The 18,933-nt window shown below is 61.5% G+C and carries 28 protein-coding genes; 26 read left to right on the forward strand and 2 right to left on the reverse strand.

The window, feature by feature from the left end:
* The first annotated feature begins 7 nt into the window (after window positions 1-7).
* The 25 genes from rplB to ACP7AL_RS11005 all read left to right on the forward strand — a co-directional run bounded on the left by rplB (window position 8) and on the right by ACP7AL_RS11005 (window position 15,095).
* Complete coding sequence (gene rplB / locus ACP7AL_RS10885) at window positions 8-844, forward strand: 50S ribosomal protein L2 (protein WP_006021066.1); 837 nt, start codon at window positions 8-10, stop codon at window positions 842-844.
* A 12-nt stretch (window positions 845-856) separates the two neighbouring features.
* A complete protein-coding gene (rpsS, locus tag ACP7AL_RS10890; RefSeq protein WP_002712297.1) occupies window positions 857-1,132 on the forward strand; it encodes a 30S ribosomal protein S19 in 276 nt (91 codons plus the stop codon).
* Window positions 1,133-1,150: 18 nt separating this feature from the next.
* Window positions 1,151-1,537, forward strand: coding sequence for a 50S ribosomal protein L22 (gene rplV, locus ACP7AL_RS10895; RefSeq protein ID WP_006021065.1), 387 nt, complete (start codon window positions 1,151-1,153; stop codon window positions 1,535-1,537).
* A gap of 15 nt (window positions 1,538-1,552) precedes the next feature.
* Window positions 1,553-2,254, forward strand: coding sequence for a 30S ribosomal protein S3 (gene rpsC, locus ACP7AL_RS10900; RefSeq protein WP_006021064.1), 702 nt, complete (start codon window positions 1,553-1,555; stop codon window positions 2,252-2,254).
* 33 nt (window positions 2,255-2,287) lie between these two features.
* Window positions 2,288-2,701 (forward strand): 50S ribosomal protein L16, encoded by a 414-nt coding sequence (rplP, locus tag ACP7AL_RS10905; protein ID WP_006021063.1) that lies wholly within the window; start codon window positions 2,288-2,290, stop codon window positions 2,699-2,701.
* A 5-nt stretch (window positions 2,702-2,706) separates the two neighbouring features.
* Window positions 2,707-2,916 (forward strand): 50S ribosomal protein L29, encoded by a 210-nt coding sequence (gene rpmC, locus ACP7AL_RS10910; RefSeq protein WP_006021062.1) that lies wholly within the window; start codon window positions 2,707-2,709, stop codon window positions 2,914-2,916.
* Between the two features lie 10 nt (window positions 2,917-2,926).
* Window positions 2,927-3,172: a 30S ribosomal protein S17 gene (rpsQ, locus tag ACP7AL_RS10915; RefSeq protein ID WP_425991200.1), complete on the forward strand. Its 246-nt coding sequence runs from the start codon at window positions 2,927-2,929 to the stop codon at window positions 3,170-3,172.
* A 39-nt stretch (window positions 3,173-3,211) separates the two neighbouring features.
* Window positions 3,212-3,580: a 50S ribosomal protein L14 gene (rplN, locus tag ACP7AL_RS10920; protein ID WP_002712291.1), complete on the forward strand. Its 369-nt coding sequence runs from the start codon at window positions 3,212-3,214 to the stop codon at window positions 3,578-3,580.
* Entirely contained in the window at window positions 3,580-3,894 is a 315-nt protein-coding gene (gene rplX / locus ACP7AL_RS10925; RefSeq protein ID WP_006021060.1) for a 50S ribosomal protein L24, read from the forward strand. Before rplN ends, rplX begins: the two co-directional genes overlap by 1 nt.
* The gene (gene rplE / locus ACP7AL_RS10930; RefSeq protein ID WP_006021059.1) at window positions 3,887-4,444 is read left to right on the forward strand and encodes a 50S ribosomal protein L5; all 558 of its coding nucleotides are present in this window, start codon (window positions 3,887-3,889) and stop codon (window positions 4,442-4,444) included. Before rplX ends, rplE begins: the two co-directional genes overlap by 8 nt.
* A gap of 52 nt (window positions 4,445-4,496) precedes the next feature.
* Window positions 4,497-4,802 carry a 30S ribosomal protein S14 gene (rpsN, locus tag ACP7AL_RS10935; protein ID WP_006021058.1) on the forward strand — a complete coding sequence of 102 codons (306 nt, stop codon included), beginning with the start codon at window positions 4,497-4,499 and terminating at the stop codon, window positions 4,800-4,802.
* Between the two features lie 14 nt (window positions 4,803-4,816).
* Window positions 4,817-5,215 carry a 30S ribosomal protein S8 gene (gene rpsH / locus ACP7AL_RS10940; RefSeq protein WP_006021057.1) on the forward strand — a complete coding sequence of 133 codons (399 nt, stop codon included), beginning with the start codon at window positions 4,817-4,819 and terminating at the stop codon, window positions 5,213-5,215.
* A 13-nt stretch (window positions 5,216-5,228) separates the two neighbouring features.
* Window positions 5,229-5,762 (forward strand): 50S ribosomal protein L6, encoded by a 534-nt coding sequence (rplF, locus tag ACP7AL_RS10945; protein WP_006021056.1) that lies wholly within the window; start codon window positions 5,229-5,231, stop codon window positions 5,760-5,762.
* 11 nt (window positions 5,763-5,773) lie between these two features.
* Window positions 5,774-6,136: a 50S ribosomal protein L18 gene (gene rplR, locus ACP7AL_RS10950; RefSeq protein WP_006021055.1), complete on the forward strand. Its 363-nt coding sequence runs from the start codon at window positions 5,774-5,776 to the stop codon at window positions 6,134-6,136.
* Between the two features lie 72 nt (window positions 6,137-6,208).
* Window positions 6,209-6,787, forward strand: a complete 579-nt coding sequence (gene rpsE / locus ACP7AL_RS10955) for a 30S ribosomal protein S5 (protein ID WP_006021054.1) — start codon at window positions 6,209-6,211, stop codon at window positions 6,785-6,787.
* Window positions 6,788-6,869: 82 nt separating this feature from the next.
* Window positions 6,870-7,067, forward strand: coding sequence for a 50S ribosomal protein L30 (gene rpmD, locus ACP7AL_RS10960; protein WP_006021053.1), 198 nt, complete (start codon window positions 6,870-6,872; stop codon window positions 7,065-7,067).
* 11 nt (window positions 7,068-7,078) lie between these two features.
* Complete coding sequence (gene rplO / locus ACP7AL_RS10965; protein ID WP_024920149.1) at window positions 7,079-7,597, forward strand: 50S ribosomal protein L15; 519 nt, start codon at window positions 7,079-7,081, stop codon at window positions 7,595-7,597.
* A gap of 134 nt (window positions 7,598-7,731) precedes the next feature.
* The gene (gene secY / locus ACP7AL_RS10970; protein WP_006021051.1) at window positions 7,732-9,063 is read left to right on the forward strand and encodes a preprotein translocase subunit SecY; all 1,332 of its coding nucleotides are present in this window, start codon (window positions 7,732-7,734) and stop codon (window positions 9,061-9,063) included.
* Entirely contained in the window at window positions 9,060-9,932 is an 873-nt protein-coding gene (locus ACP7AL_RS10975) for an adenylate kinase (RefSeq protein WP_425991206.1), read from the forward strand. Before secY ends, ACP7AL_RS10975 begins: the two co-directional genes overlap by 4 nt.
* A gap of 161 nt (window positions 9,933-10,093) precedes the next feature.
* On the forward strand, window positions 10,094-10,462 hold the full coding sequence (gene rpsM / locus ACP7AL_RS10980) for a 30S ribosomal protein S13 (RefSeq protein WP_006021049.1): 369 nt from the start codon (window positions 10,094-10,096) through the stop codon (window positions 10,460-10,462).
* 106 nt (window positions 10,463-10,568) lie between these two features.
* Window positions 10,569-10,958, forward strand: coding sequence for a 30S ribosomal protein S11 (gene rpsK, locus ACP7AL_RS10985; protein WP_006021048.1), 390 nt, complete (start codon window positions 10,569-10,571; stop codon window positions 10,956-10,958).
* Between the two features lie 118 nt (window positions 10,959-11,076).
* Window positions 11,077-12,108 (forward strand): DNA-directed RNA polymerase subunit alpha, encoded by a 1,032-nt coding sequence (locus ACP7AL_RS10990; protein ID WP_006021047.1) that lies wholly within the window; start codon window positions 11,077-11,079, stop codon window positions 12,106-12,108.
* Window positions 12,109-12,305: 197 nt separating this feature from the next.
* A complete protein-coding gene (rplQ, locus tag ACP7AL_RS10995; protein ID WP_006021046.1) occupies window positions 12,306-12,722 on the forward strand; it encodes a 50S ribosomal protein L17 in 417 nt (138 codons plus the stop codon).
* Between the two features lie 163 nt (window positions 12,723-12,885).
* Window positions 12,886-13,680 (forward strand): SDR family NAD(P)-dependent oxidoreductase, encoded by a 795-nt coding sequence (locus tag ACP7AL_RS11000; protein ID WP_425991210.1) that lies wholly within the window; start codon window positions 12,886-12,888, stop codon window positions 13,678-13,680.
* Between the two features lie 260 nt (window positions 13,681-13,940).
* Window positions 13,941-15,095, forward strand: coding sequence for an alpha/beta hydrolase family protein (locus ACP7AL_RS11005; protein ID WP_425991212.1), 1,155 nt, complete (start codon window positions 13,941-13,943; stop codon window positions 15,093-15,095).
* 3 nt (window positions 15,096-15,098) lie between these two features.
* Here ACP7AL_RS11005 and ACP7AL_RS11010 read toward each other — a convergent pair whose 3' ends face one another.
* Complete coding sequence (locus ACP7AL_RS11010; RefSeq protein WP_425991214.1) at window positions 15,099-15,653, reverse strand: MarR family transcriptional regulator; 555 nt, start codon at window positions 15,651-15,653, stop codon at window positions 15,099-15,101.
* 323 nt (window positions 15,654-15,976) lie between these two features.
* Between ACP7AL_RS11010 and ACP7AL_RS11015 the strand changes: the two genes are divergently transcribed.
* Window positions 15,977-17,518 carry a porin gene (locus tag ACP7AL_RS11015; RefSeq protein ID WP_425991216.1) on the forward strand — a complete coding sequence of 514 codons (1,542 nt, stop codon included), beginning with the start codon at window positions 15,977-15,979 and terminating at the stop codon, window positions 17,516-17,518.
* A 342-nt stretch (window positions 17,519-17,860) separates the two neighbouring features.
* On the opposite strand, the gene ACP7AL_RS11020 is transcribed toward ACP7AL_RS11015, so the two are convergent.
* Window positions 17,861-18,874, reverse strand: coding sequence for a zinc-binding alcohol dehydrogenase family protein (locus ACP7AL_RS11020; RefSeq protein ID WP_425991218.1), 1,014 nt, complete (start codon window positions 18,872-18,874; stop codon window positions 17,861-17,863).
* Window positions 18,875-18,933: the final 59 nt, after the last annotated feature.

The following is an 18,933-nucleotide window of genomic DNA, read 5'->3' on the forward strand; positions in this document are numbered from 1 at the left end:
AACGACGATGGCATTGAAAACATTCAACCCCACGACGCCAGGCCAGCGCCAGCTGGTGATGGTCGATCGTTCAGCGCTGTACAAGGGCAAGCCTGTCAAGGCTTTGACCGAAGGCAAGCACTCGTCCGGCGGACGCGGCAATACCGGCCGTATCACCGTGCGTTTCCGCGGCGGCGGCCACAAGCAGGCTTACCGCATCGTCGACTTCAAGCGTAAGAAGGTCGATGTGCCGGCCAAGGTCGAGCGTCTCGAGTACGATCCGAACCGCACCGCGTTTATCGCGCTGATCAAGTACGCCGACGGCGAGCAGGCCTACATCCTGGCGCCGCAGCGTCTGGCCGTTGGCGACACCGTTGTCGCCGGCAGCTACGTCGACGTGAAGCCGGGCAACGTCATGCCGCTCGGCAACATGCCGGTCGGCACCATCGTGCACAACGTCGAGCTGAAGATCGGGAAGGGCGGCCAGATCGCCCGTTCCGCGGGCACCTACGCCCAGATCGTCGGCCGCGACCATGATTTCGTGATCCTGCGTCTGAACTCGGGCGAACAGCGCCTGGTTCACGGCCGCTGCATCGCCACCATCGGTGCGGTGTCGAACCCGGACCACATGAACATCTCGATCGGCAAGGCCGGTCGCAAGCGCTGGATGGGCCGTCGTCCGCATAACCGCGGCGTCGTGATGAACCCCGTCGACCATCCGCACGGCGGCGGCGAAGGCCGCACCTCGGGCGGCCGTCACCCGGTTACTCCGTGGGGCAAGCCGACCAAGGGCAAGAAGACGCGTTCAAACAAGTCGACCAACAAGTTCATTCTCATCAGCCGCCACAAGCGGAAGAAGAAGTAAGGATCGCCGGACATGGTTCGTTCAGTCTGGAAAGGCCCGTTCGTTGAAGGCTCTCTGCTCAAGAAGGCAGATGCCGCGCGTTCGTCCGGCCGTCACGACGTTATCAAGATCTGGAGCCGCCGCTCGACGATCCTCCCGCAGTTCGTGGGGCTCACCTTCGGCGTCTACAACGGTCAGAAGCATGTTCCGGTTGCCGTGAACGAAGAAATGGTCGGTCACAAGTTCGGCGAGTTTTCGCCGACGCGGACCTTCCACGGCCATTCGGGCGACAAGAAAGCCAAGAAGTAAGGGCTTGAGGACTTAGTCATGAGCAAACCAAAGCGCGAACGGGTTCTCCCGGACAACGAGGCAAAGGCGGTAGCCCGCATGCTTCGCGTCAGCCCGCAGAAGCTGAACCTTGTTGCGCAGTTGATCCGCGGCAAGAAGGCATCGTCTGCGCTCGCCGACCTGCAGTTCTCGCGCAAGCGGATCGCCGGCGACGTCAAGAAGTGCCTGGAGTCCGCGATTGCGAACGCCGAAAACAACCATGACCTCGATGTCGACGCTCTGGTCGTCGCTGAGGCGCATGTTGGCAACGGCATCGTCATGAAGCGTTTCGCACCGCGCGGCCGTGGCCGTTCGGGTCGTGTTTTTAAGCCGTTCTCGCAGCTGACGATCGTCGTTCGTCAGGTCGAGGCCGAGGCGAGCGCCTAAGGGCGGGAGAGAACGATGGGTCAGAAGATTAATCCAATCGGGCTGCGTCTGGGCATCAACCGGACCTGGGATTCCCGTTGGTTCGCCGGCAAGAACGAGTATGCGAAGCTCCTCCATGAGGACATCCGCATCCGTGAAATGCTGATGAAGGAACTTAAGCAGGCGGCCGTCGCGCGCATCGTGATCGAGCGCCCGCACAAGAAGTGCCGCGTGTCGATCCACTCGGCGCGTCCGGGCGTCGTGATCGGCAAGAAGGGCGCCGACATCGACAAGCTGAAGAAGAAGGTCGCCGAGATCACCGACTCCGACGTCGTGATCAACATCATCGAAATCCGCAAGCCGGAGCTCGATGCGACCCTGGTCGCCGAATCGATCGCGCAGCAGCTCGAGCGCCGCGTTGCGTTCCGCCGCGCCATGAAGCGCGCCGTTCAGTCGGCGATGCGTCTGGGCGCCGAAGGCATCCGCATCAACTGCTCGGGCCGTCTCGGCGGCGCCGAAATCGCGCGCATGGAATGGTATCGCGAAGGCCGCGTGCCGCTGCACACACTGCGCGCCGATGTCGATTACGGGGTTGCGACCGCGTTCACGACGTTCGGTACCTGCGGCGTGAAGGTCTGGATCTTCAAGGGCGAAATCCTTGAGCACGATCCGATGGCCCAGGACAAGAAGATGGCTGAAGGCGACAGCGGACGTCCGTCACGTCGCGATGCAGCCTGATTGAAATTCGAAGAAGGTTTGAGGGCGTAAGCCATGATGCAACCAAAGAAGACAAAGTTCCGCAAGGCGCATAAGGGCCGTATTCACGGCGTCGCCTCGTCGGGTGCGACGTTGTCTTTCGGCCAGTTCGGCCTGAAGGCGATGGCGCCGGATCGCGTCACCGCGCGTCAGATCGAAGCCGCCCGCCGCGCGCTGACCCGTCACATGAAGCGTGCCGGCCGCGTCTGGATCCGCGTGTTCCCGGATCTTCCGGTGTCGAAGAAGCCTGCCGAAGTGCGAATGGGCTCGGGCAAGGGTACGCCTGAACTGTGGGTCGCCCGCGTCAAGCCGGGCCGCATCATGTTCGAGATCGACGGCGTGACCCAGCAGACCGCGAAGGAAGCATTGTCGCTCGCCGCCGCCAAGCTGCCGATCAAGACGCGCTTCGTTGCGCGCATTGCGGAGTAACGATCATGGCCCAACTCAAAATCGAAGATATCCGCGCGATGAGCCCCGATCAGATGGACGACGCCGTCCTCAATCTGAAGAAGGAGCGGTTCAACCTGCGCTTCCAGCGCGCCACCGGGCAGCTCGAGAACACCTCGCGCCTGCGTGAGGCTCGCCGCGATATCGCACGCATCAAGACCATCGCCGCGCAGAAGCGCGACGGCAAGACGAAGTAAGGGGCGAAAGATGCCGAAGCGTACTCTCCAGGGCGTCGTCGTCAGCGACAAGCAGGACAAGACCATTGTCGTGCGTGTCGACCGCCGCTTCACCCACCCGATCTACAAGAAGACCGTTCGCCGGTCCAAGAACTACCATGCGCATGACGAGAACAACCAGTTCAAGGCAGGCGACACGGTCTGGATCGAAGAAAGCAAACCACTCTCGAAATTGAAGCGCTGGACGGTTGTTCAGAGCGACAAGAAAACAGCTTAAGCGCAACTTCGCGCATCAGAAAGAGGACGAGGTGCATCAATGATTCAGATGCAGACCAACCTCGACGTGGCCGATAATTCCGGCGCGCGCCGTGTCATGTGCATCAAGGTTCTTGGAGGTTCCAAGCGCCGCTATGCAACGGTGGGCGACATCATCGTCGTCTCGATCAAGGAAGCCATTCCACGCGGAAAGGTGAAGAAGGGCGACGTGATGAAGGCCGTCGTCGTTCGCGTTGCGAAGGATATTCGCCGCGCTGACGGCTCCGTCATCCGGTTCGACCGCAACGCGGCTGTGTTGATCAACAACCAGTCCGAGCCGGTCGGCACCCGTATCTTCGGGCCGGTGCCGCGCGAGCTTCGCGCCAAGAACCACATGAAGATCATCTCGCTTGCGCCGGAGGTGCTGTAATGGCTGCCAAGATCCGCAAGGGTGACAAGGTCATCGTGCTGAACGGCCGCGACAAGGGCCGGACCGGCGAAGTGTTTGAAGTGCGTCCTTCCGAGAGCAAGGCGCTCGTGCGCGGCGTCAACCTGGTGAAGCGTCACCAGAAGCAGACGCAGGCGCAGGAGGGCGGCATCATCACGAAGGAAGCCCCGATCCATCTGTCGAACATCGCGCTCGTCGGCAAGGACGGCAAGCCGACCCGCGTCGGTTTCAAGATTCAGAAGGATGGCACCAAGGTGCGCGTTGAGAAGCGCTCGGGAGCAGAGATCAATGGCTGAGACCGCATACGTTCCGCGCCTTCGCGCGGTTTACGACAAGGACATCCGCGGCAAGCTGGTCGAGCAGTTCGGTTATGCGAACGCCATGCAGGTGCCGGCGCTGGAGAAGGTCGTGCTCAACATGGGCATCGGCGAGGCCGTCAACGACCGCAAGAAGGTCGAACTGGCTGCCGCCGATCTCGCGCTGATCGCCGGCCAGAAGCCGGTCGTCACCCATTCGCGCAAGGCGATCGCGACTTTCAAGCTGCGTGAAGGCCAGGCCATCGGCGCCAAGGTCACGCTGCGCAAGTCCAAGATGTACGACTTCGTCGACCGTCTTGTGAACATCGCGCTGCCTCGTGTCCGCGACTTCCGCGGCCTCAATCCGAAGAGCTTCGACGGCAAGGGCAATTACTCCCTCGGCCTCAAGGAGCATCTGGTGTTCCCGGAAATCGACTACGACAAGTCGGGCGAGACCTGGGGCATGGACATTACGATCTGCACCACCGCGACCACAGACGATGAGGCGCGCGCGTTGCTGACCGCATTCAATTTTCCGTTCCGGCAGTGAGACACTGAACTAGTCAGCGTCTCAAACGCGGAAAGGTATGGAGACTACTCGTATGGCGAAGAAAAGTTCAGTCGAGAAGAATAACCGGCGTCAGAAGATGACGAAGAACGCTGCGGCCAAGCGCGCCCGCTTGAAGGCGATCATCGCCGACAAGAACAAGCCGATGGAAGAGCGTTTCGCGGCGACGATCAAGCTCGCCGAGATGCCGCGCAATTCGTCGGCGACCCGCGTTCACAACCGTTGCGAAATCAGCGGACGTCCTCACGCGGTCTATCGCAAGACCAAGATGAGCCGCATCGCGATCCGTGATTATGGCTCAAAGGGCCTGATCCCGGGCCTCGTGAAGTCGAGCTGGTAAGGGGAGGGTCGGACATGTCTACGCACGATCCTATCAGCGATCTCATCACCCGCATCCGCAATGCGCAGATGCGCAACAAGTCCAAGGTTTCGACCCCGGGCTCGAAGATGCGCGCCAACGTTCTCGAAGTGCTGAAGACCGAGGGTTACATCCGCGGTTACGCAGCGGTCGAGCATGCCGGCGGCCACAACGAGCTGGAAATCGAACTGAAGTATTTCGACGGCGAGCCGGTCATCAAGGAGATCGAGCGCGTGTCGAAGCCAGGTCGCCGGGTTTACGCGTCGGTCAAGAACCTGCCGCGCGTCCGCAACGGTCTTGGCATCTCGGTTCTGTCGACGCCGAAGGGAATCATGGCTGACCACGACGCGCGCGACGCGAACGTGGGCGGCGAAGTTCTCTTCACGGTGTTCTAAGGAAGGAAGACCAATGTCACGCGTAGGCAAAAAGCCCGTCGCGATCGCCTCCGGCGTCACCGCGAATATCGAAGGGCAGACCGTCAAGATGAAGGGCCCGAAGGGCGCTCTTCAGTTTGTCGTGCATGACGACGTTTCGGTCCAGATGAAGGACGGCGCGATCACAGTTGCGCCGCGCTTCGAGACCAAGCGCGCGCGCTCGCTGTACGGCACCGCTCGCGCCCAGATCGCGAATCTGGTCGAAGGCGTCACCAAGGGCTTCGAGAAGAAGCTGGAAATCACCGGCGTCGGTTACCGCGCCGCGTTGCAGGGCAAGAACCTGCAGCTCGCGCTCGGCTACAGCCACGACGTGATCTACCCGATCCCGGAAGGGATCACGATCACCGTGCCGAAGCCGACCGAAATCACCATCGTCGGCAACGACAGCCAGCGCGTCGGCCAGGTCGCCGCCGAGATCCGCAGCTATCGTCCGCCGGAGCCCTACAAGGGCAAGGGCGTGAAGTACGCCAACGAGTTTATCTTCCGCAAGGAAGGCAAGAAGAAGTAACGGAGCCGGTCATGTCGAAACTCAAGGTCACGAATGCCCGGCGCAAGCAGCGCGTACGTCTCGCGCTGCGCCGGACGGCGAACGGGCGTCCGCGCCTGTCGGTGTTCCGTTCGTCGAAGCACATCTACGCTCAGGTCATCGACGACCTGAAGGGCGAGACGCTGGCTTCGGCCTCGTCGCTGGAAAAGACGATGCGCGATGCCGGCAAGACCGGCGCGAACATCGACGCAGCGAAGGCTGTCGGCAAGCTGCTCGCAGAGCGCGCTGTGAAGAACGGCGTCAAGGAAGTGGTTTTCGACCGTGGTGGCTATCTCTACCACGGCCGCGTCAAGGCGCTCGGCGAAGCCGCGCGTGAAAGCGGCTTGAGCTTCTAAGCTCAGCCTTTGAAATTGGTTTGAACGGACACAAGGTCAGAGGCGCGAGCCTCACAAGGATTGGAAAACACCATGGCAGGTGAACGCGAACGCGGTGGACGCGAGCGGGGCGGTCGGGATCGGGAAGAGCGCGACAGCGAGTTCGTCGACAAGCTCGTCCACATCAATCGTGTGGCGAAGGTCGTCAAGGGCGGCAAGCGCTTCGGTTTCGCGGCTCTGGTCGTCATCGGCGATCAGAAGGGCCGGGTCGGTTTCGGCCACGGCAAGGCGCGCGAAGTGCCTGAAGCGATCCGCAAGGCGACCGAGTCGGCCAAGCGCAACCTGACGCGCGTTGCTCTGCGCGAAGGCCGCACGCTGCATCACGATATTGCTGGCCGTCACGGCGCTGGCCGCGTTTACCTGCGCGCAGCTCCGGCCGGTACCGGCATCATCGCGGGCGGCCCGATGCGCGCCGTGTTCGAGACGCTCGGCATCCAGGACGTGGTGGCGAAGTCGATCGGCTCGTCGAACCCCTACAACATGGTTCGCGCGACGTTCGATGCGCTGAAGCATCAGGATTCGCCGCGTTCGGTTGCAAACCGCCGCAACATCAAGGTTTCCACGTTGCAGTCCCGCCGCGTCGGCGGCGACGCGGAAGCTGTCGCGGAATAACTAGGGCGTGATCCGGAAAAGCGGTCTTCCGGTTTTCCGATAGGATCATGCCAGTCTGAAAAGACGTTTTGGAGTTAGGACAATGGCCAAGGCCGCAACGAAAACCATCAAGGTCGAGCAGACGGGTAGCCCGATCCGCCGTCAGGCCGCGCAGCGTGCGACGCTGATCGGTCTGCGTCTCAACAAGATCGGCCGTGTCTCTGAATTGCAGGATTCGCCTGCGGTTCGCGGCATGATCGACCGGGTCAAGCACCTCGTTCGCGTCGTCGACGAGAAGTAAGGAAGCAAGCGATGAAGCTCAATGAGATCGCCGACAACAGCGGCTCGCGCAAGAAGCGCATGCGCGTTGGCCGTGGCATTGGCTCCGGCAAGGGTAAGCAGGCAGGCCGCGGCGGCAAGGGCCAGACCGCGCGTTCGGGCGTGCGCATCAAGGGCTTCGAGGGCGGCCAGATGCCGCTGCATCGTCGTCTGCCGAAGCGCGGCTTCAACAACATCTTCCGGCTCGACCTGACCGAGGTCAACCTCGACCGTCTTCAGGAAGCCATCGATGCCAAGAAGCTCGATGCGAGCGCGACAGTCAACGCGGAGTCGCTGGTGAAGTCCGGACTCCTGCGCCGTTCGAAGGACGGCGTGCGGCTGCTCGGCCGCGGCGAACTCAAGGCCAAGCTCAACATCGAAGTGCACGGCGCGACCAAGTCCGCGATCGAGGCAGTCGAGAAGGCTGGCGGTTCGGTGAAGATCCTGGCTCCGGCGAAGGACGCTGCCGCCCAGAAGGCTGCTGCCAAGAAGCCGAACAGGAAGGCCTCGTAAGGTTCGACCGATCCCGCCTTTGTGACCGGCACCCGCGACAAGACTTCCTATATGGTCGTGCGAAGTCTTAAAAATCGCAGGTGCCCGGGCCGCTTAAGGCTCGGTACTGACGAATAGAAGGATCGGAGCCTCGGATGGCCTCTGCAGCGGAACAACTGGCGGCAAACCTCAACTTCGCGGCATTCGCAAAGGCTGACGAACTCAAGAAGCGCATCTGGTTCACACTGGGTGCGCTGCTTGTTTATCGGCTGGGCACCTACATCCCGCTGCCGGGTATCGACCCGAACATCTGGGAGCAGGTGTTCAAGTCGCAGGCCGGCGGCATTCTCGGCATGTTCAACATGTTCGCCGGCGGCGGCATCCACCGCATGGCGATCTTCGCGCTGAACATCATGCCGTACATCTCGGCATCGATTATCCTTCAGTTGCTGACGACTGTTTCGCCGCAGCTCGAGGCCCTCAAGAAAGAGGGTGAATCGGGCCGCAAGCAGATCAACCAGTACACCCGCTATCTCACCGTCATTCTTGCAGCGTTCCAGGCTTACGGCATCGCCGTCGGTCTCGAAGGCGCGGGCAATGTGGTGTCCGATCCGGGCATGTTCTTCCGCATCTCCACGGTCATCACGCTGACCGGCGGCACCATGTTCCTGATGTGGCTCGGCGAGCAGATCACCTCGCGCGGCATCGGCAACGGCATCTCGCTGATCATTCTGGCCGGCATCGTCGCCGAACTGCCGTCGGCGATCGCCGGTACGCTCGAACTCGGCCGTCAGGGTGCGCTGTCGACCTTCCTGATCCTCGCGATCATCATCATGGCCGTTGCGGTCATCATGCTGATCGTGTTCGTCGAGCGCGCGCAGCGCCGGCTGCTGATCCAGTATCCGAAGCGCCAGGTCGGCAACAAGATGTTCGAGGGCCAGTCCTCGCATCTGCCGCTCAAGCTCAACACCGCGGGCGTCATTCCGCCGATCTTCGCATCGTCGCTTCTGCTGCTGCCGACCACGATCGCGAGCTTCAACGCAGGGAAGGGACCGGAGTGGTTCCAGTGGCTGACGACCCAGCTCAGCCACGGCCGTCCGCTGTTCCTCGTTCTCTATCTCGCGATGATCGTGTTCTTCGCGTTCTTCTATACGGCGATCGTGTTCAATCCGACCGAGACCGCCGACAATCTCAAGAAGCATGGCGGTTTTATTCCGGGCATCCGTCCGGGTGAACGCACCGCCGAGTACATCGACTACGTGCTGTCGCGCATCACCGTGATCGGTGCGATCTATCTCGCGGTCGTCTGTCTGATCCCGGAAATTCTGATCTCTTACGCGTCGGTGCCGTTCTATCTCGGCGGTACCTCGCTTCTGATCGTCGTCAGTGTGACGATGGATACGGTCGCCCAGGTGCAGGGCTATCTGCTGGCGCACCAGTACGAAGGGTTGATCCGTAAATCGAAACTGAGGGGCCGCCGTAAATGAGGTTGATTCTTCTCGGGCCGCCGGGGGCGGGCAAGGGAACGCAGGCGCATCGACTGGTTCAAAAGCACGGTATCGTTCAGCTCTCCACCGGCGAGATGCTGCGTGCCGCTGTCGCAGCCGGAACGCCGGTCGGCCTCAAGGCGAAGGACATCATGGCCAGCGGCGCGCTGGTGCCTGACGATGTGGTGGTCGGAATCATCGCCGACCGCATCGAAGAGCCGGACGCGAGGAAGGGCTTCATCCTCGACGGCTTTCCGCGCACCGTGCCGCAGGCGCAGGCGCTGGACGAACTGCTCAAGAAGAAACACCTCAAGCTGGACGCCGTTGTCGAACTGCGCGTGAACGAGAGTGCGCTGCTGGAGCGGGTCGAGACCCGCGTCGCGCAGATGCGCGAGCGCGGCGAAGAGGTCCGGATCGACGATACGCCGGAGGTGCTCTCGAAGCGCCTGGCCAGCTACCGCGCCCAGACCGAGCCGCTGGTTCACTACTACTCGGAGAAGCGCAAGCTGATCACCATCGACGGCATGATGACCATCGAGCAGGTGACGGCGGCGATCAACCGGGTGCTGGCGGCGCTGGAAGCCGATTCGGCTGCCAAGTCCGCCAAGAAGGCCGCCGTTCAGAAGTCCTCCAAGGCCGGTAAGGCCAAGGGCGCAAAAAAGGCCGCCGGGAAGGCTGCCAAGGCACCCGCCAGGAAGACCAAAAAGGGCGCGAAACCGGCTGGCAAGGCTGCGAAGGGCGGTAAAAAGCCCGCCGCCAAGGCCAAAACCCGGGCCGCGGGAACCAAAGCTGCCAAGACCCGAAAAGTGGCCAAAAAGGCCACGAAAAAGAGCGCCAAGACCGCCAAGCGGTTGACGAAACGCCGCTAAATACATTAATAAGCCCGCATCCAGTCGGATAGTTCAGACGATGCCGGGCCCCGAAAGAAAAGTGGGGAGGGCGTCGTGTTTGCGTTTGTGAACACCCGCCCGACGCCAGAGACCTAACAAAGACAAGCTGTCCGGAGCGGACGGCGACAGGAGCGAAGACCGTGGCCCGTATTGCAGGCGTCAACATTCCGACCAACAAGCGCGTTCTGATTGCGCTTCAGTACATTCATGGCATCGGCCAGAAGAACGCCGCGACCATCGTGGAGCAGCTCAAGATTCCGGCCGACCGCCGCGTCTCGCAGCTCACCGACGCTGAAGTTCTCCAGATCCGCGAAATGATCGACCGCGACTTCCTGGTCGAAGGCGACCTGCGCCGCGAAGTCGGCATGAACATCAAGCGTCTGATGGACCTCGGCTGCTACCGCGGCCTGCGTCATCGCCGCGGCCTTCCGGTGCGCGGTCAGCGGACCCACACCAACGCGCGCACGCGCAAGGGTCCTGCCAAGGCCATCGCCGGCAAGAAGAAGTAATTTCGTTTCGACCACTGAACCGATCCGGCTCGCGAGGGCCGGGTGATCACCTGAATTTCCCCAGCGTCTGGAATCACGGACGCGCTTGAAGGAAGAGAAGAGACTTATGGGTAAAGAAGCCACACGCGTCCGCCGCCGTGAACGCAAGAACATCGCCTCCGGCATCGCGCACGTGAATTCGTCGTTCAACAACACGACCATCACCATCACCGACGCGCAGGGCAACACCATTGCCTGGTCGTCGGCAGGCACGATGGGCTTCAAGGGATCGCGCAAGTCGACTCCGTATGCGGCTCAGGTTGCCGCCGAAGACGTGTCGAAGAAGGCGCAGGAACACGGCATGCGTACGCTGGAAGTCGAAGTCGCGGGTCCCGGTTCGGGCCGTGAATCGGCTCTGCGCGCATTGCAGGCCGCGGGCTTCACCGTCACCTCGATCCGTGACGTGACCACGATCCCGCACAACGGTTGCCGTCCGCGCAAGCGCCGGCGCGTCTGATTGTTTGGACTGCCGCGGGCGATATGCGCCCGCGTTGTTTTTGAGATGCGATGACGCGGCCATTGTTTAAGAACGGTGCCCGCGCCGCCAGACCTCCAACGCCAGTGATTTTGATGGCATGGGTGAACAAGTGACGATCCAGAAAAATTGGCAAGAACTCATTCGTCCGAACAAGCTCAACGTGACGCCTGGTTCGGATCCGACCCGTTTCGCTACCGTCGTCGCCGAGCCGCTCGAGCGCGGCTTCGGCCAGACCCTCGGCAACGCGCTGCGCCGCGTGCTGCTGTCGTCGCTGCAGGGCGCTGCCGTGCAGTCGGTTCACATCGACGGCGTTCTGCACGAGTTCTCCTCGATCGCCGGCGTGCGCGAGGATGTGACTGACATCGTGCTGAACGTGAAGGACATCTCGATCAAGATGCAGGGCGAAGGCCCGAAGCGCATGGTCGTGAAGAAGTCGGGTCCGGGCGTTGTCACCGCCGGTGACATCCAGACCGTCGGCGATGTCGTCGTGCTGAACCCCGAGCTTCAGATCTGCACCCTCGACGAGGGCGCTGAAATCCGCATGGAGTTCACCGTGAATTCCGGCAAGGGCTACGTCGCCGCCGAGCGCAACCGTCCCGAGGACGCGCCGATCGGCCTGATCCCGGTGGACAGCCTGTTCTCGCCGGTTCGCAAGGTGTCCTACAAGGTTGAGAACACCCGCGAAGGCCAGATTCTCGACTACGACAAGCTGACGCTGACGATTGAGACCAACGGCGCGATCTCGCCGGACGACGCGCTCGCTTACTCGGCGCGCATCCTGCAGGATCAGCTCAACGTGTTCGTGAACTTCGAGGAGCCCCGCAAGGAGGTTGCCGCCGAGATCATTCCGGATCTCGCTTTCAACCCTGCGTTCCTCAAGAAGGTGGACGAGCTCGAACTGTCGGTTCGTTCGGCCAACTGCCTGAAGAACGACAACATCGTCTACATCGGCGACCTCGTGCAGAAGTCGGAAGCGGAAATGCTCCGTACCCCGAACTTCGGCCGCAAGTCGCTGAACGAAATCAAGGAAGTGCTGGCCCAGATGGGTCTGCACCTCGGCATGGAAGTGCCCGGTTGGCCGCCGGAGAACATCGACGAGCTGGCCAAGCGCTTCGAGGATCACTACTGAGAACTGCGTCATCCTTCGGGGCCGCCGCAAGAGCGACGGCACCTCAGGATGACGAACAAGCGATAGTCCGTCATCCTGAGGTGCGAGGGCATAGCCCGAGCCTCGAAGGGTGACGGAGATTAAGGGCGAACGCAGGCAGCCCACCTGAGCAAAATGTCCGACGAACCGTCGCGGCAATCTGGATTGAGGACTACATCATGCGTCACGGCAAGGTTCATCGGAAGCTCAACCGCACCGCGGAGCATCGCAAGGCGATGTTCGCAAACATGTGCGCCGCGCTGATCAAGCACGAGCAGATCGTCACCACTCTCCCGAAGGCGAAGGAGCTTCGCCCGATCGTCGAGAAGCTGGTCACCCTCGGCAAGAAGGGCGGCCTTTCGCTGCGCCGTCAGGCGATCGGCGAAATGCGCGATGTGGATCAGGTCAAGAAGCTGTTCGACGTTCTGGCGCCCCGTTACAAGGATCGTCAGGGCGGCTACACCCGCATCATCAAGGCCGGCTTCCGCTACGGCGACAACGCGCCGATGGCCGTGATCGAGTTCGTCGACCGCGACGTCGATGCCAAGGGCCAGGACTCGGGCCCGGTGCAGGAAACGTCGTCGGAAGCGGCGTAAGTCTCATCCCTCAGAGAATTCAAAAGCGGCGCCTTGTGCGCCGCTTTTTTTATTGGCCGGACGTTTCCCGTGCGGCCACAATGCCATGAACCGGCGGACACGATCTGGCAGTGGCGCGGGCTGTTTGGGCCGCCATATGAGTTCCATAGCAAAGGAGCTTTTCATGAAAATCGATCTCTCAGGCACCACCGCAATCGTGACCGGCTCGACCGGCGGCATCGGGCTGGCCATCGCCAGGGGCCTCGCCCGGGCCGGGGCGAGCGTTGTGGTCAACGGCCGCACACAGGACAGGGCGGACGCAGCAGCCGAGGCCATCGTCAAGGCGGTGCCCGGAGCGAAGGCGTGGGGCGTCGCGGCCGATGTATCCACCGCCGAGGGATGCGCGAAGCTGGTCGAGGCCGTGCCGGACACGGACATTCTCATCAACAACGCCGGCATTTTCGAGCCGAAGGGCTTTTTCGATATTCCCGACGCGGACTGGACGCGCTTTTTCGAGGTCAACGTCATGTCCGGGGTGCGGCTCTCGCGCGCCTACATGCCGGGGATGCTGAAGCGCAACTGGGGACGCATCGTTTTCATCTCGTCGGAATCGGGCGTGAACATTCCGAGCGAGATGATTCACTACGGCATGTCCAAAACCGCGCAGCTCTCGATCTCGCGCGGTCTGGCCGAGTTGACCAAGGGCACCAACGTGACCGTCAATTCGGTATTGCCTGGCCCGACCATGTCGGAAGGCGTGGAGACGTTCGTCAAGGATCTGGCGAAGCAGAACGGCCAGTCAGTGGAAGAGGCGGCCTCGCAATTCGTCAGGCAGCACCGCAGCACGTCGCTGATCCAGCGATTCGCAACGGTCGACGAGATCGCCAACATGGTGGTCTATGTCAGTTCGCGCGAGGCGTCGGTGACCAACGGCGCGGCCTTGCGGGCTGAAGGCGGCATTATCCAGACGATCGTGTAGCGCCTTTCAGAGAAGCAACAGATTGATTTCGGCGTTCTCCGGGAATGATTTTCTCCCGGGACGTCGTGTCGCATGCGACAAACGTCGCAGATCGGCCGTTTGTCACATCACTGTAACGCCACTGTCGCATTAATGCGGCCATGCTCATGGCTGCAATGCAACACGCCTGCTCGTCTTGTCCGCGGCAATTGTCGTTCTAGATCAAGCGAATACGGCCCGACTTTCAATGATCGGCTGACTTCATCGTGTGGACGACTGTTTTGAATGAAGAAACCGCCAATCTCTCGCCGTCGCGCTTCGAGCCGAACGGCTGGATGCAGTGGCCCCAAAATGAGGATTACAGCCTTCAGTTCATGCGTGTGCTGGGCTCCGCGCAAGAAGGCGGCAGCACCATCTCCGAGTGCTTCCTGACGGCGAACGCGATCACCGCCGGCGACGACGAAAGCTGGCATCGCGCATGGAATGCCATCGCCAACGTCAACAAGGCGCGCGGCAATCTTGCGTTGGAGGCGGGGAATATCCCGTCGGCGCGCAGCAACTGGCTGCGGGCATCGAATTATTACCGGACCTCGGAAGTCTTTCTGAAACTGGATGACGTGCGGCGCGCGACCGCACTGGAGCAGATGCGGGCCTGCGCGAATCTCGTGGTCACGCATCAGCCGTCGGGCGGCGAACTGGTTCGCATTCCCTGTTTCCAGAACGGCTTTGTCGAAGCCTATTTTCTGCCGGCGCCCGGGTCGGATTCGCCGGTGCCCGTCGCTGTCTGTGTCGGCGGGCCGGAGCATTTCAAGGAAGAGCATCTGCTGACGCTGCTGCGGCATGCTCATTCGCGCGGACTGTCGCTGCTGCTCGCCGATCTGCCGGGGCAGGGAGGCGCGCCGAAGCTCAAGGAGATGGTGCGATACGAGGTTGAGACCGCGATCAGTTGCTGCGTGGATTATCTGATTGCGCGCGGCGACATCGACGAGCGGCGGATCGCGATTTTCGGTGACGGACTGGGCGCCGCCTATGCCTCGCGCGCGGCGGGTCTCGACGACCGGTTTGCCGCCGCCGTGTGCGATGCCGGGATCTGGGACATGCACCAGCGCGTGACCGCGGCACAATGGATGTCAGGACACGACGGCGGTGACGCGATCGGTGACGAGATTCGCAGGATGCAGCGTCATGGCGGCATCACCAGCATCAAGTGCCCGATCCTGATGACGTTCGGAGAGTTTGACTGGCTCGATACCCGTCACGCCGATGCTCTGTGCACGGCGTTGAGGGAGGAGGGCGCGGACGTGACGCTGAAGGTGTTCTCCACTGCCGAGACCGCCGTGGTGCGCGGGCAATCCGACAACCCGACCATCGGCAACGAGTTTATCTTCGACTGGATATCGGCGCGCCTGCGAACGGCGCCTGCGCTCGCGGACTGACAGTCAGTTTCCTGCGGCGATCATTTGCGCGGCTTTCGCCAGGCGCTCCTTGAGCGTCGACAGCTTGTCGGTGAGATCGCGGAACGTCTGGGTCGAGAAATCCGAGAAGACGAGATTGTCGGCGACCACCTGCTGCGAATAGAGATTCGCGATCTGCTTGTGCGCCTTGTCGGTCAGCGACATCAGCACGACGCGCGCATCTTCCTTCGATGCGACGCGGCGCATGAAGCCGTGCTTTTCAAGGCTTTTCGTCTGGGTGGTCACGAACGAAGGATCGACATGAAGCTTTGTCGAGACCTCGCGGACGGAAATTCCCTTGCCCTCATCGAGATCATTGACCGCCATCAGGATCAGCCACTGCGGACAGGTGATGTCCAGCATGCGCGCCCAGTTGGAACGGATTTCTTCGAGATGCGTGTTGATCGAAATAACATCCCAGATGAACTTCCGGACCAGTGCATCGTCAGGACCCATGGGATGCGCATCGCGCGCCGTGCCGCGCGGGCTCGCAGTGTGACGTTGAGATGAAATTTTCTTGGCGGGAAGTCTGCCGGCCATTTAATTCTGCCTTTGCGAGCGAATGCGCAAAAATATGTCAGCATTTACGCCTTTGCAATCACTGCTTGCGTCATCCCGCTGACATGATGTTGCGGGGAAAGCACACGAACGCGGCCAAATAAAAGCATGAGTAAATCAATTATTGTAATCAATTGATGCTTGCGGTCATTGTTCCTGCGTCAGCCGGAGACGTCGGGTGACTCGTTGGTGGTCCCGCCCGGAAGGCGAGGCGGCCGGCGGTAAGCGGGGATCAAGGGGCTGATTGGGGTGGCTAGCGCCACGGGAAGCGGACCTTTCCTCAATTGAACAATTTTGGAGGTTTTATGAGCAAGATTAAGAGCCTTATCCTGGGTTCGGCGGCCGCGTTGGCTGCTGTCGCAGGAGCACAGGCGGCTGATCTTCCCGTTAAGGCGAAAGCGGTCCAGTACGTGAAGATCTGCTCCCTGTATGGAGCTGGTTTCTACTATATCCCCGGCACCGACACCTGCATCAAGCTGGGCGGCTACGCTCAGCTCGACGTCACGGTCAACGGCAGCGCCCACGGTCAGCCGGCCTGGAACAACAGCGCGAACACCGGTCAGCAGAACCGCTCGTCGGATTACTTCGTAACCCGCGCTCGTACCCAGCTGAACATCGACACCCGCACCGCCTCCGAATACGGCGTTGTGCGCACTTACTGGTCGAGCAACTTCCAGCACACCTCGGGCGACGGTCCGTCGTCGGGCGTGCTCACCATGGACCTCGGCTTCGTCCAGTTCGCCGGCTTCACCTTCGGTAAGGCGATCTCGGGCTTCCAGACTCCTTGGGGCGCAAACCCGGTTGGTCTGAACACCTCCAACCTTCTCGGCGGTTACGACAACTCCACCGGTATCACCCAGATTGCCTACACCTGGCAGTTCGGAAACGGGCTCTCGGCTCAGTTGGGCGTTGAAGACAACAAGACGATCAACCGCGCTCCGGTGTTCAACGCCAGCGGCTCCATCACCGGTGCAACCGCAGCTACGGTGGCGGGTGCTTACCTCGGCGCCGGCACGCTCGCTGCCAACCAGAACGGTACGGGCGGTCAGCACTCTCCGGATTTCGTCGGTAACGTTCGCCTCGACCAGGCTGCGTTCACCGCCCAGATCTCGGGTGCGGTCAACAACATCAGCGCCAACTATTACAGCACTGCTGCCGGCGCAATCGGCAACGAGCCTCTCGGTCATCCGAGCGATGCGTGGGGCTACTCGATCTCGGGCGGCATTCAGCTGAAGCAGCTGCCGACCGGCCCTGGCGACAAGCTGTCGTTGGACTTCACCTATACCGACGGCGCTCCGAAGTACATCATCGGCGGCACCACGGGTAACACCTTCGACGCCTTCAGCGGCGAGACTAACTTCGCTGGTAGCTACCAGTCGTTCGCTTCGCTGAACCTCTATGACGGCGTTTACGGCAACGGTGGCGGCATCGAGAAGACCAAGGCTTGGGGCTTCCGCGGCGGCTACGAGCACAACTGGTCGCCAGAGTGGCAGACCAGCGTGTACGGCAGCTACACGCGTGTTGACTACAATGACAACGCGAGGAATCTGATCTGCCTCCGCCAAGGTCAGGCGATCGGCGCGCTGACCGGTGGTGCAACAGCCAACGGCTACACCTGCAACCCGGACTTCGCGATCTGGCAGGTCGGCACCCGTACCGCATGGACTCCGGTCAAGAACCTGACCCTGTCGGGCGAAGTGCTCTACACCACGCTGGACCAGTCGAACACCGGTTCGATCACGACCACTGGTGCGAACCTGATCGGCGGCTTCAAGCCGGCCGGCACCTACGACTACAAGGATCAGGGTATCGTGTCGGGCCAGTTCCGCGTCCGCCGCACCTGGTAATCACGTAACGACCACTTGAACAAAGAACCCCGGCAGGAAACTGCCGGGGTTTTTCTTTGGTCTTATCCAAAAGTGGAAGTCAGCTTCCGCAGTGGCGAAAATCGGTGGCGCGCAATCGGCGATATCGAACAAACAGATCCCGCGCTGCACACGCAATCGTGAGAGCACGTATGCATTCCGATTGTTTGACTAAATAAGGTAATTGAGGCATGTTCCGGTCACAGCGCGACGGTGACGTCGCGGCTCGATTGTGCATCAGTTTTTCTCAGAAAATCTCCCATAACCTCCGGCAATGCCCTGCCGGAGGTTTTTTATTGGGGACGCGCGATAGTTGCGAACGCGCTACCAGCCTTCCAGCACCAGCTTGCCGGTGGAGCGTCCGCCTTCCAGCAGCGCGTGGGCCTGCTTGAGATTCGCCGCGTTGATCTTGCCGAGCACCTTGTCGAGGGTGGTGCGCAGCACGCCGTTGTCGATCAGGCTGGCGACGTCATCGAGCAGCTTGTGCTGTGCGATCATGTCGTCGGTCTGGAACGATGAGCGCGTGAACATCGATTCCCAGTGCAGCGATACTGCCTTGCCCTTCAGCAGGTTGACGTTGAGTGAGGCGGGATCGTCGATCAGCCCGATCTTGCCTTGCGGCGCGACGATGTCTGCGAGTGCCGCGAAGTGCTGATCGGTATTGGTGAGTGCTGCGATCAGCGCGACCGGCGGGACTTTCAGCGCGGAGATCTGATCCTTCATCGGTTTTGAATGATCGATCACATGATGCGCGCCAAGCTCAAGACACCACTTGCTGGATTCGGGACGTGACGCGGTGGCGACGACGGTGAGTCCGGTCAGCCGCCTCGCAAGCTGAATCAGGATCGAGCCGACGCCGCCGGCGCCGCCGATGATCAGCAGCGCGCGCGGATCGACGCTCTTGCCCGGCGCAACCCCGAGGCGATCGAACAACAGTTCCCATGCCGTGATGGACGTCAGGGGCAGGGCGGCCGCTTGGGCAAACGACAACGTCTTCGGCTTGTGGCCGACGATGCGCTCATCCACGAGATGGAATTCCGAATTGGTGCCCTGGCGCTGGATCGAGCCGGCATACCAGACCTCATCACCGGGCTTGAACAGCGACACGTCGGGTCCGACTGCGTCCACGACGCCTGAAGCATCGAAGCCGAGAATCTTGGTTTCGCCTGCGGGCGGCTCGGCGCGCTTGCGGACCTTGTAATCCACCGGGTTCGCGGAAATCGCCTTCACCGCGACGCGGATGTCACGCCCGCGCGGCTCCGGCTTGTCGGTTTCGAAATCGAACAGCGCGTCTGCCGCATCGATCGGCAGCGACTTCTTGTAACCCACAGCTTTCATTGTTCTTGCTCCATCAAGGACCATTGCGGTCTCCGAGAACCTACCTGTCGCGCCTAGGC

Origin of the sequence: Afipia sp. DC4300-2b1, assembly GCF_049895725.1 — a bacterium.
Classification (GTDB): domain Bacteria; phylum Pseudomonadota; class Alphaproteobacteria; order Rhizobiales; family Xanthobacteraceae; genus Afipia; species Afipia broomeae.

Bases quoted from the DNA above. Each gene is read 5' to 3' on its own strand.
- rplB (WP_006021066.1), top strand. From the start codon at position 8: ATGGCATTGAAAACATTCAACCCCACGACGCCAGGCCAGCGCCAGCTG.
- rpsS (WP_002712297.1), top strand. From the start codon at position 857: ATGGTTCGTTCAGTCTGGAAAGGCCCGTTCGTTGAAGGCTCTCTGCTC.
- rplV (WP_006021065.1), top strand. From the start codon at position 1,151: ATGAGCAAACCAAAGCGCGAACGGGTTCTCCCGGACAACGAGGCAAAG.
- rpsC (WP_006021064.1), top strand. From the start codon at position 1,553: ATGGGTCAGAAGATTAATCCAATCGGGCTGCGTCTGGGCATCAACCGG.
- rplP (WP_006021063.1), top strand. From the start codon at position 2,288: ATGATGCAACCAAAGAAGACAAAGTTCCGCAAGGCGCATAAGGGCCGT.
- rpmC (WP_006021062.1), top strand. From the start codon at position 2,707: ATGGCCCAACTCAAAATCGAAGATATCCGCGCGATGAGCCCCGATCAG.
- rpsQ (WP_425991200.1), top strand. From the start codon at position 2,927: ATGCCGAAGCGTACTCTCCAGGGCGTCGTCGTCAGCGACAAGCAGGAC.
- rplN (WP_002712291.1), top strand. From the start codon at position 3,212: ATGATTCAGATGCAGACCAACCTCGACGTGGCCGATAATTCCGGCGCG.
- rplX (WP_006021060.1), top strand. From the start codon at position 3,580: ATGGCTGCCAAGATCCGCAAGGGTGACAAGGTCATCGTGCTGAACGGC.
- rplE (WP_006021059.1), top strand. From the start codon at position 3,887: ATGGCTGAGACCGCATACGTTCCGCGCCTTCGCGCGGTTTACGACAAG.
- rpsN (WP_006021058.1), top strand. From the start codon at position 4,497: ATGGCGAAGAAAAGTTCAGTCGAGAAGAATAACCGGCGTCAGAAGATG.
- rpsH (WP_006021057.1), top strand. From the start codon at position 4,817: ATGTCTACGCACGATCCTATCAGCGATCTCATCACCCGCATCCGCAAT.
- rplF (WP_006021056.1), top strand. From the start codon at position 5,229: ATGTCACGCGTAGGCAAAAAGCCCGTCGCGATCGCCTCCGGCGTCACC.
- rplR (WP_006021055.1), top strand. From the start codon at position 5,774: ATGTCGAAACTCAAGGTCACGAATGCCCGGCGCAAGCAGCGCGTACGT.
- rpsE (WP_006021054.1), top strand. From the start codon at position 6,209: ATGGCAGGTGAACGCGAACGCGGTGGACGCGAGCGGGGCGGTCGGGAT.
- rpmD (WP_006021053.1), top strand. From the start codon at position 6,870: ATGGCCAAGGCCGCAACGAAAACCATCAAGGTCGAGCAGACGGGTAGC.
- rplO (WP_024920149.1), top strand. From the start codon at position 7,079: ATGAAGCTCAATGAGATCGCCGACAACAGCGGCTCGCGCAAGAAGCGC.
- secY (WP_006021051.1), top strand. From the start codon at position 7,732: ATGGCCTCTGCAGCGGAACAACTGGCGGCAAACCTCAACTTCGCGGCA.
- ACP7AL_RS10975 (WP_425991206.1), top strand. From the start codon at position 9,060: ATGAGGTTGATTCTTCTCGGGCCGCCGGGGGCGGGCAAGGGAACGCAG.
- rpsK (WP_006021048.1), top strand. From the start codon at position 10,569: ATGGGTAAAGAAGCCACACGCGTCCGCCGCCGTGAACGCAAGAACATC.
- ACP7AL_RS10990 (WP_006021047.1), top strand. From the start codon at position 11,077: ATGGGTGAACAAGTGACGATCCAGAAAAATTGGCAAGAACTCATTCGT.
- rplQ (WP_006021046.1), top strand. From the start codon at position 12,306: ATGCGTCACGGCAAGGTTCATCGGAAGCTCAACCGCACCGCGGAGCAT.
- ACP7AL_RS11000 (WP_425991210.1), top strand. From the start codon at position 12,886: ATGAAAATCGATCTCTCAGGCACCACCGCAATCGTGACCGGCTCGACC.
- ACP7AL_RS11010 (WP_425991214.1), bottom strand. From the start codon at position 15,653: ATGGCCGGCAGACTTCCCGCCAAGAAAATTTCATCTCAACGTCACACT.
- ACP7AL_RS11015 (WP_425991216.1), top strand. From the start codon at position 15,977: ATGAGCAAGATTAAGAGCCTTATCCTGGGTTCGGCGGCCGCGTTGGCT.
- ACP7AL_RS11020 (WP_425991218.1), bottom strand. From the start codon at position 18,874: ATGAAAGCTGTGGGTTACAAGAAGTCGCTGCCGATCGATGCGGCAGAC.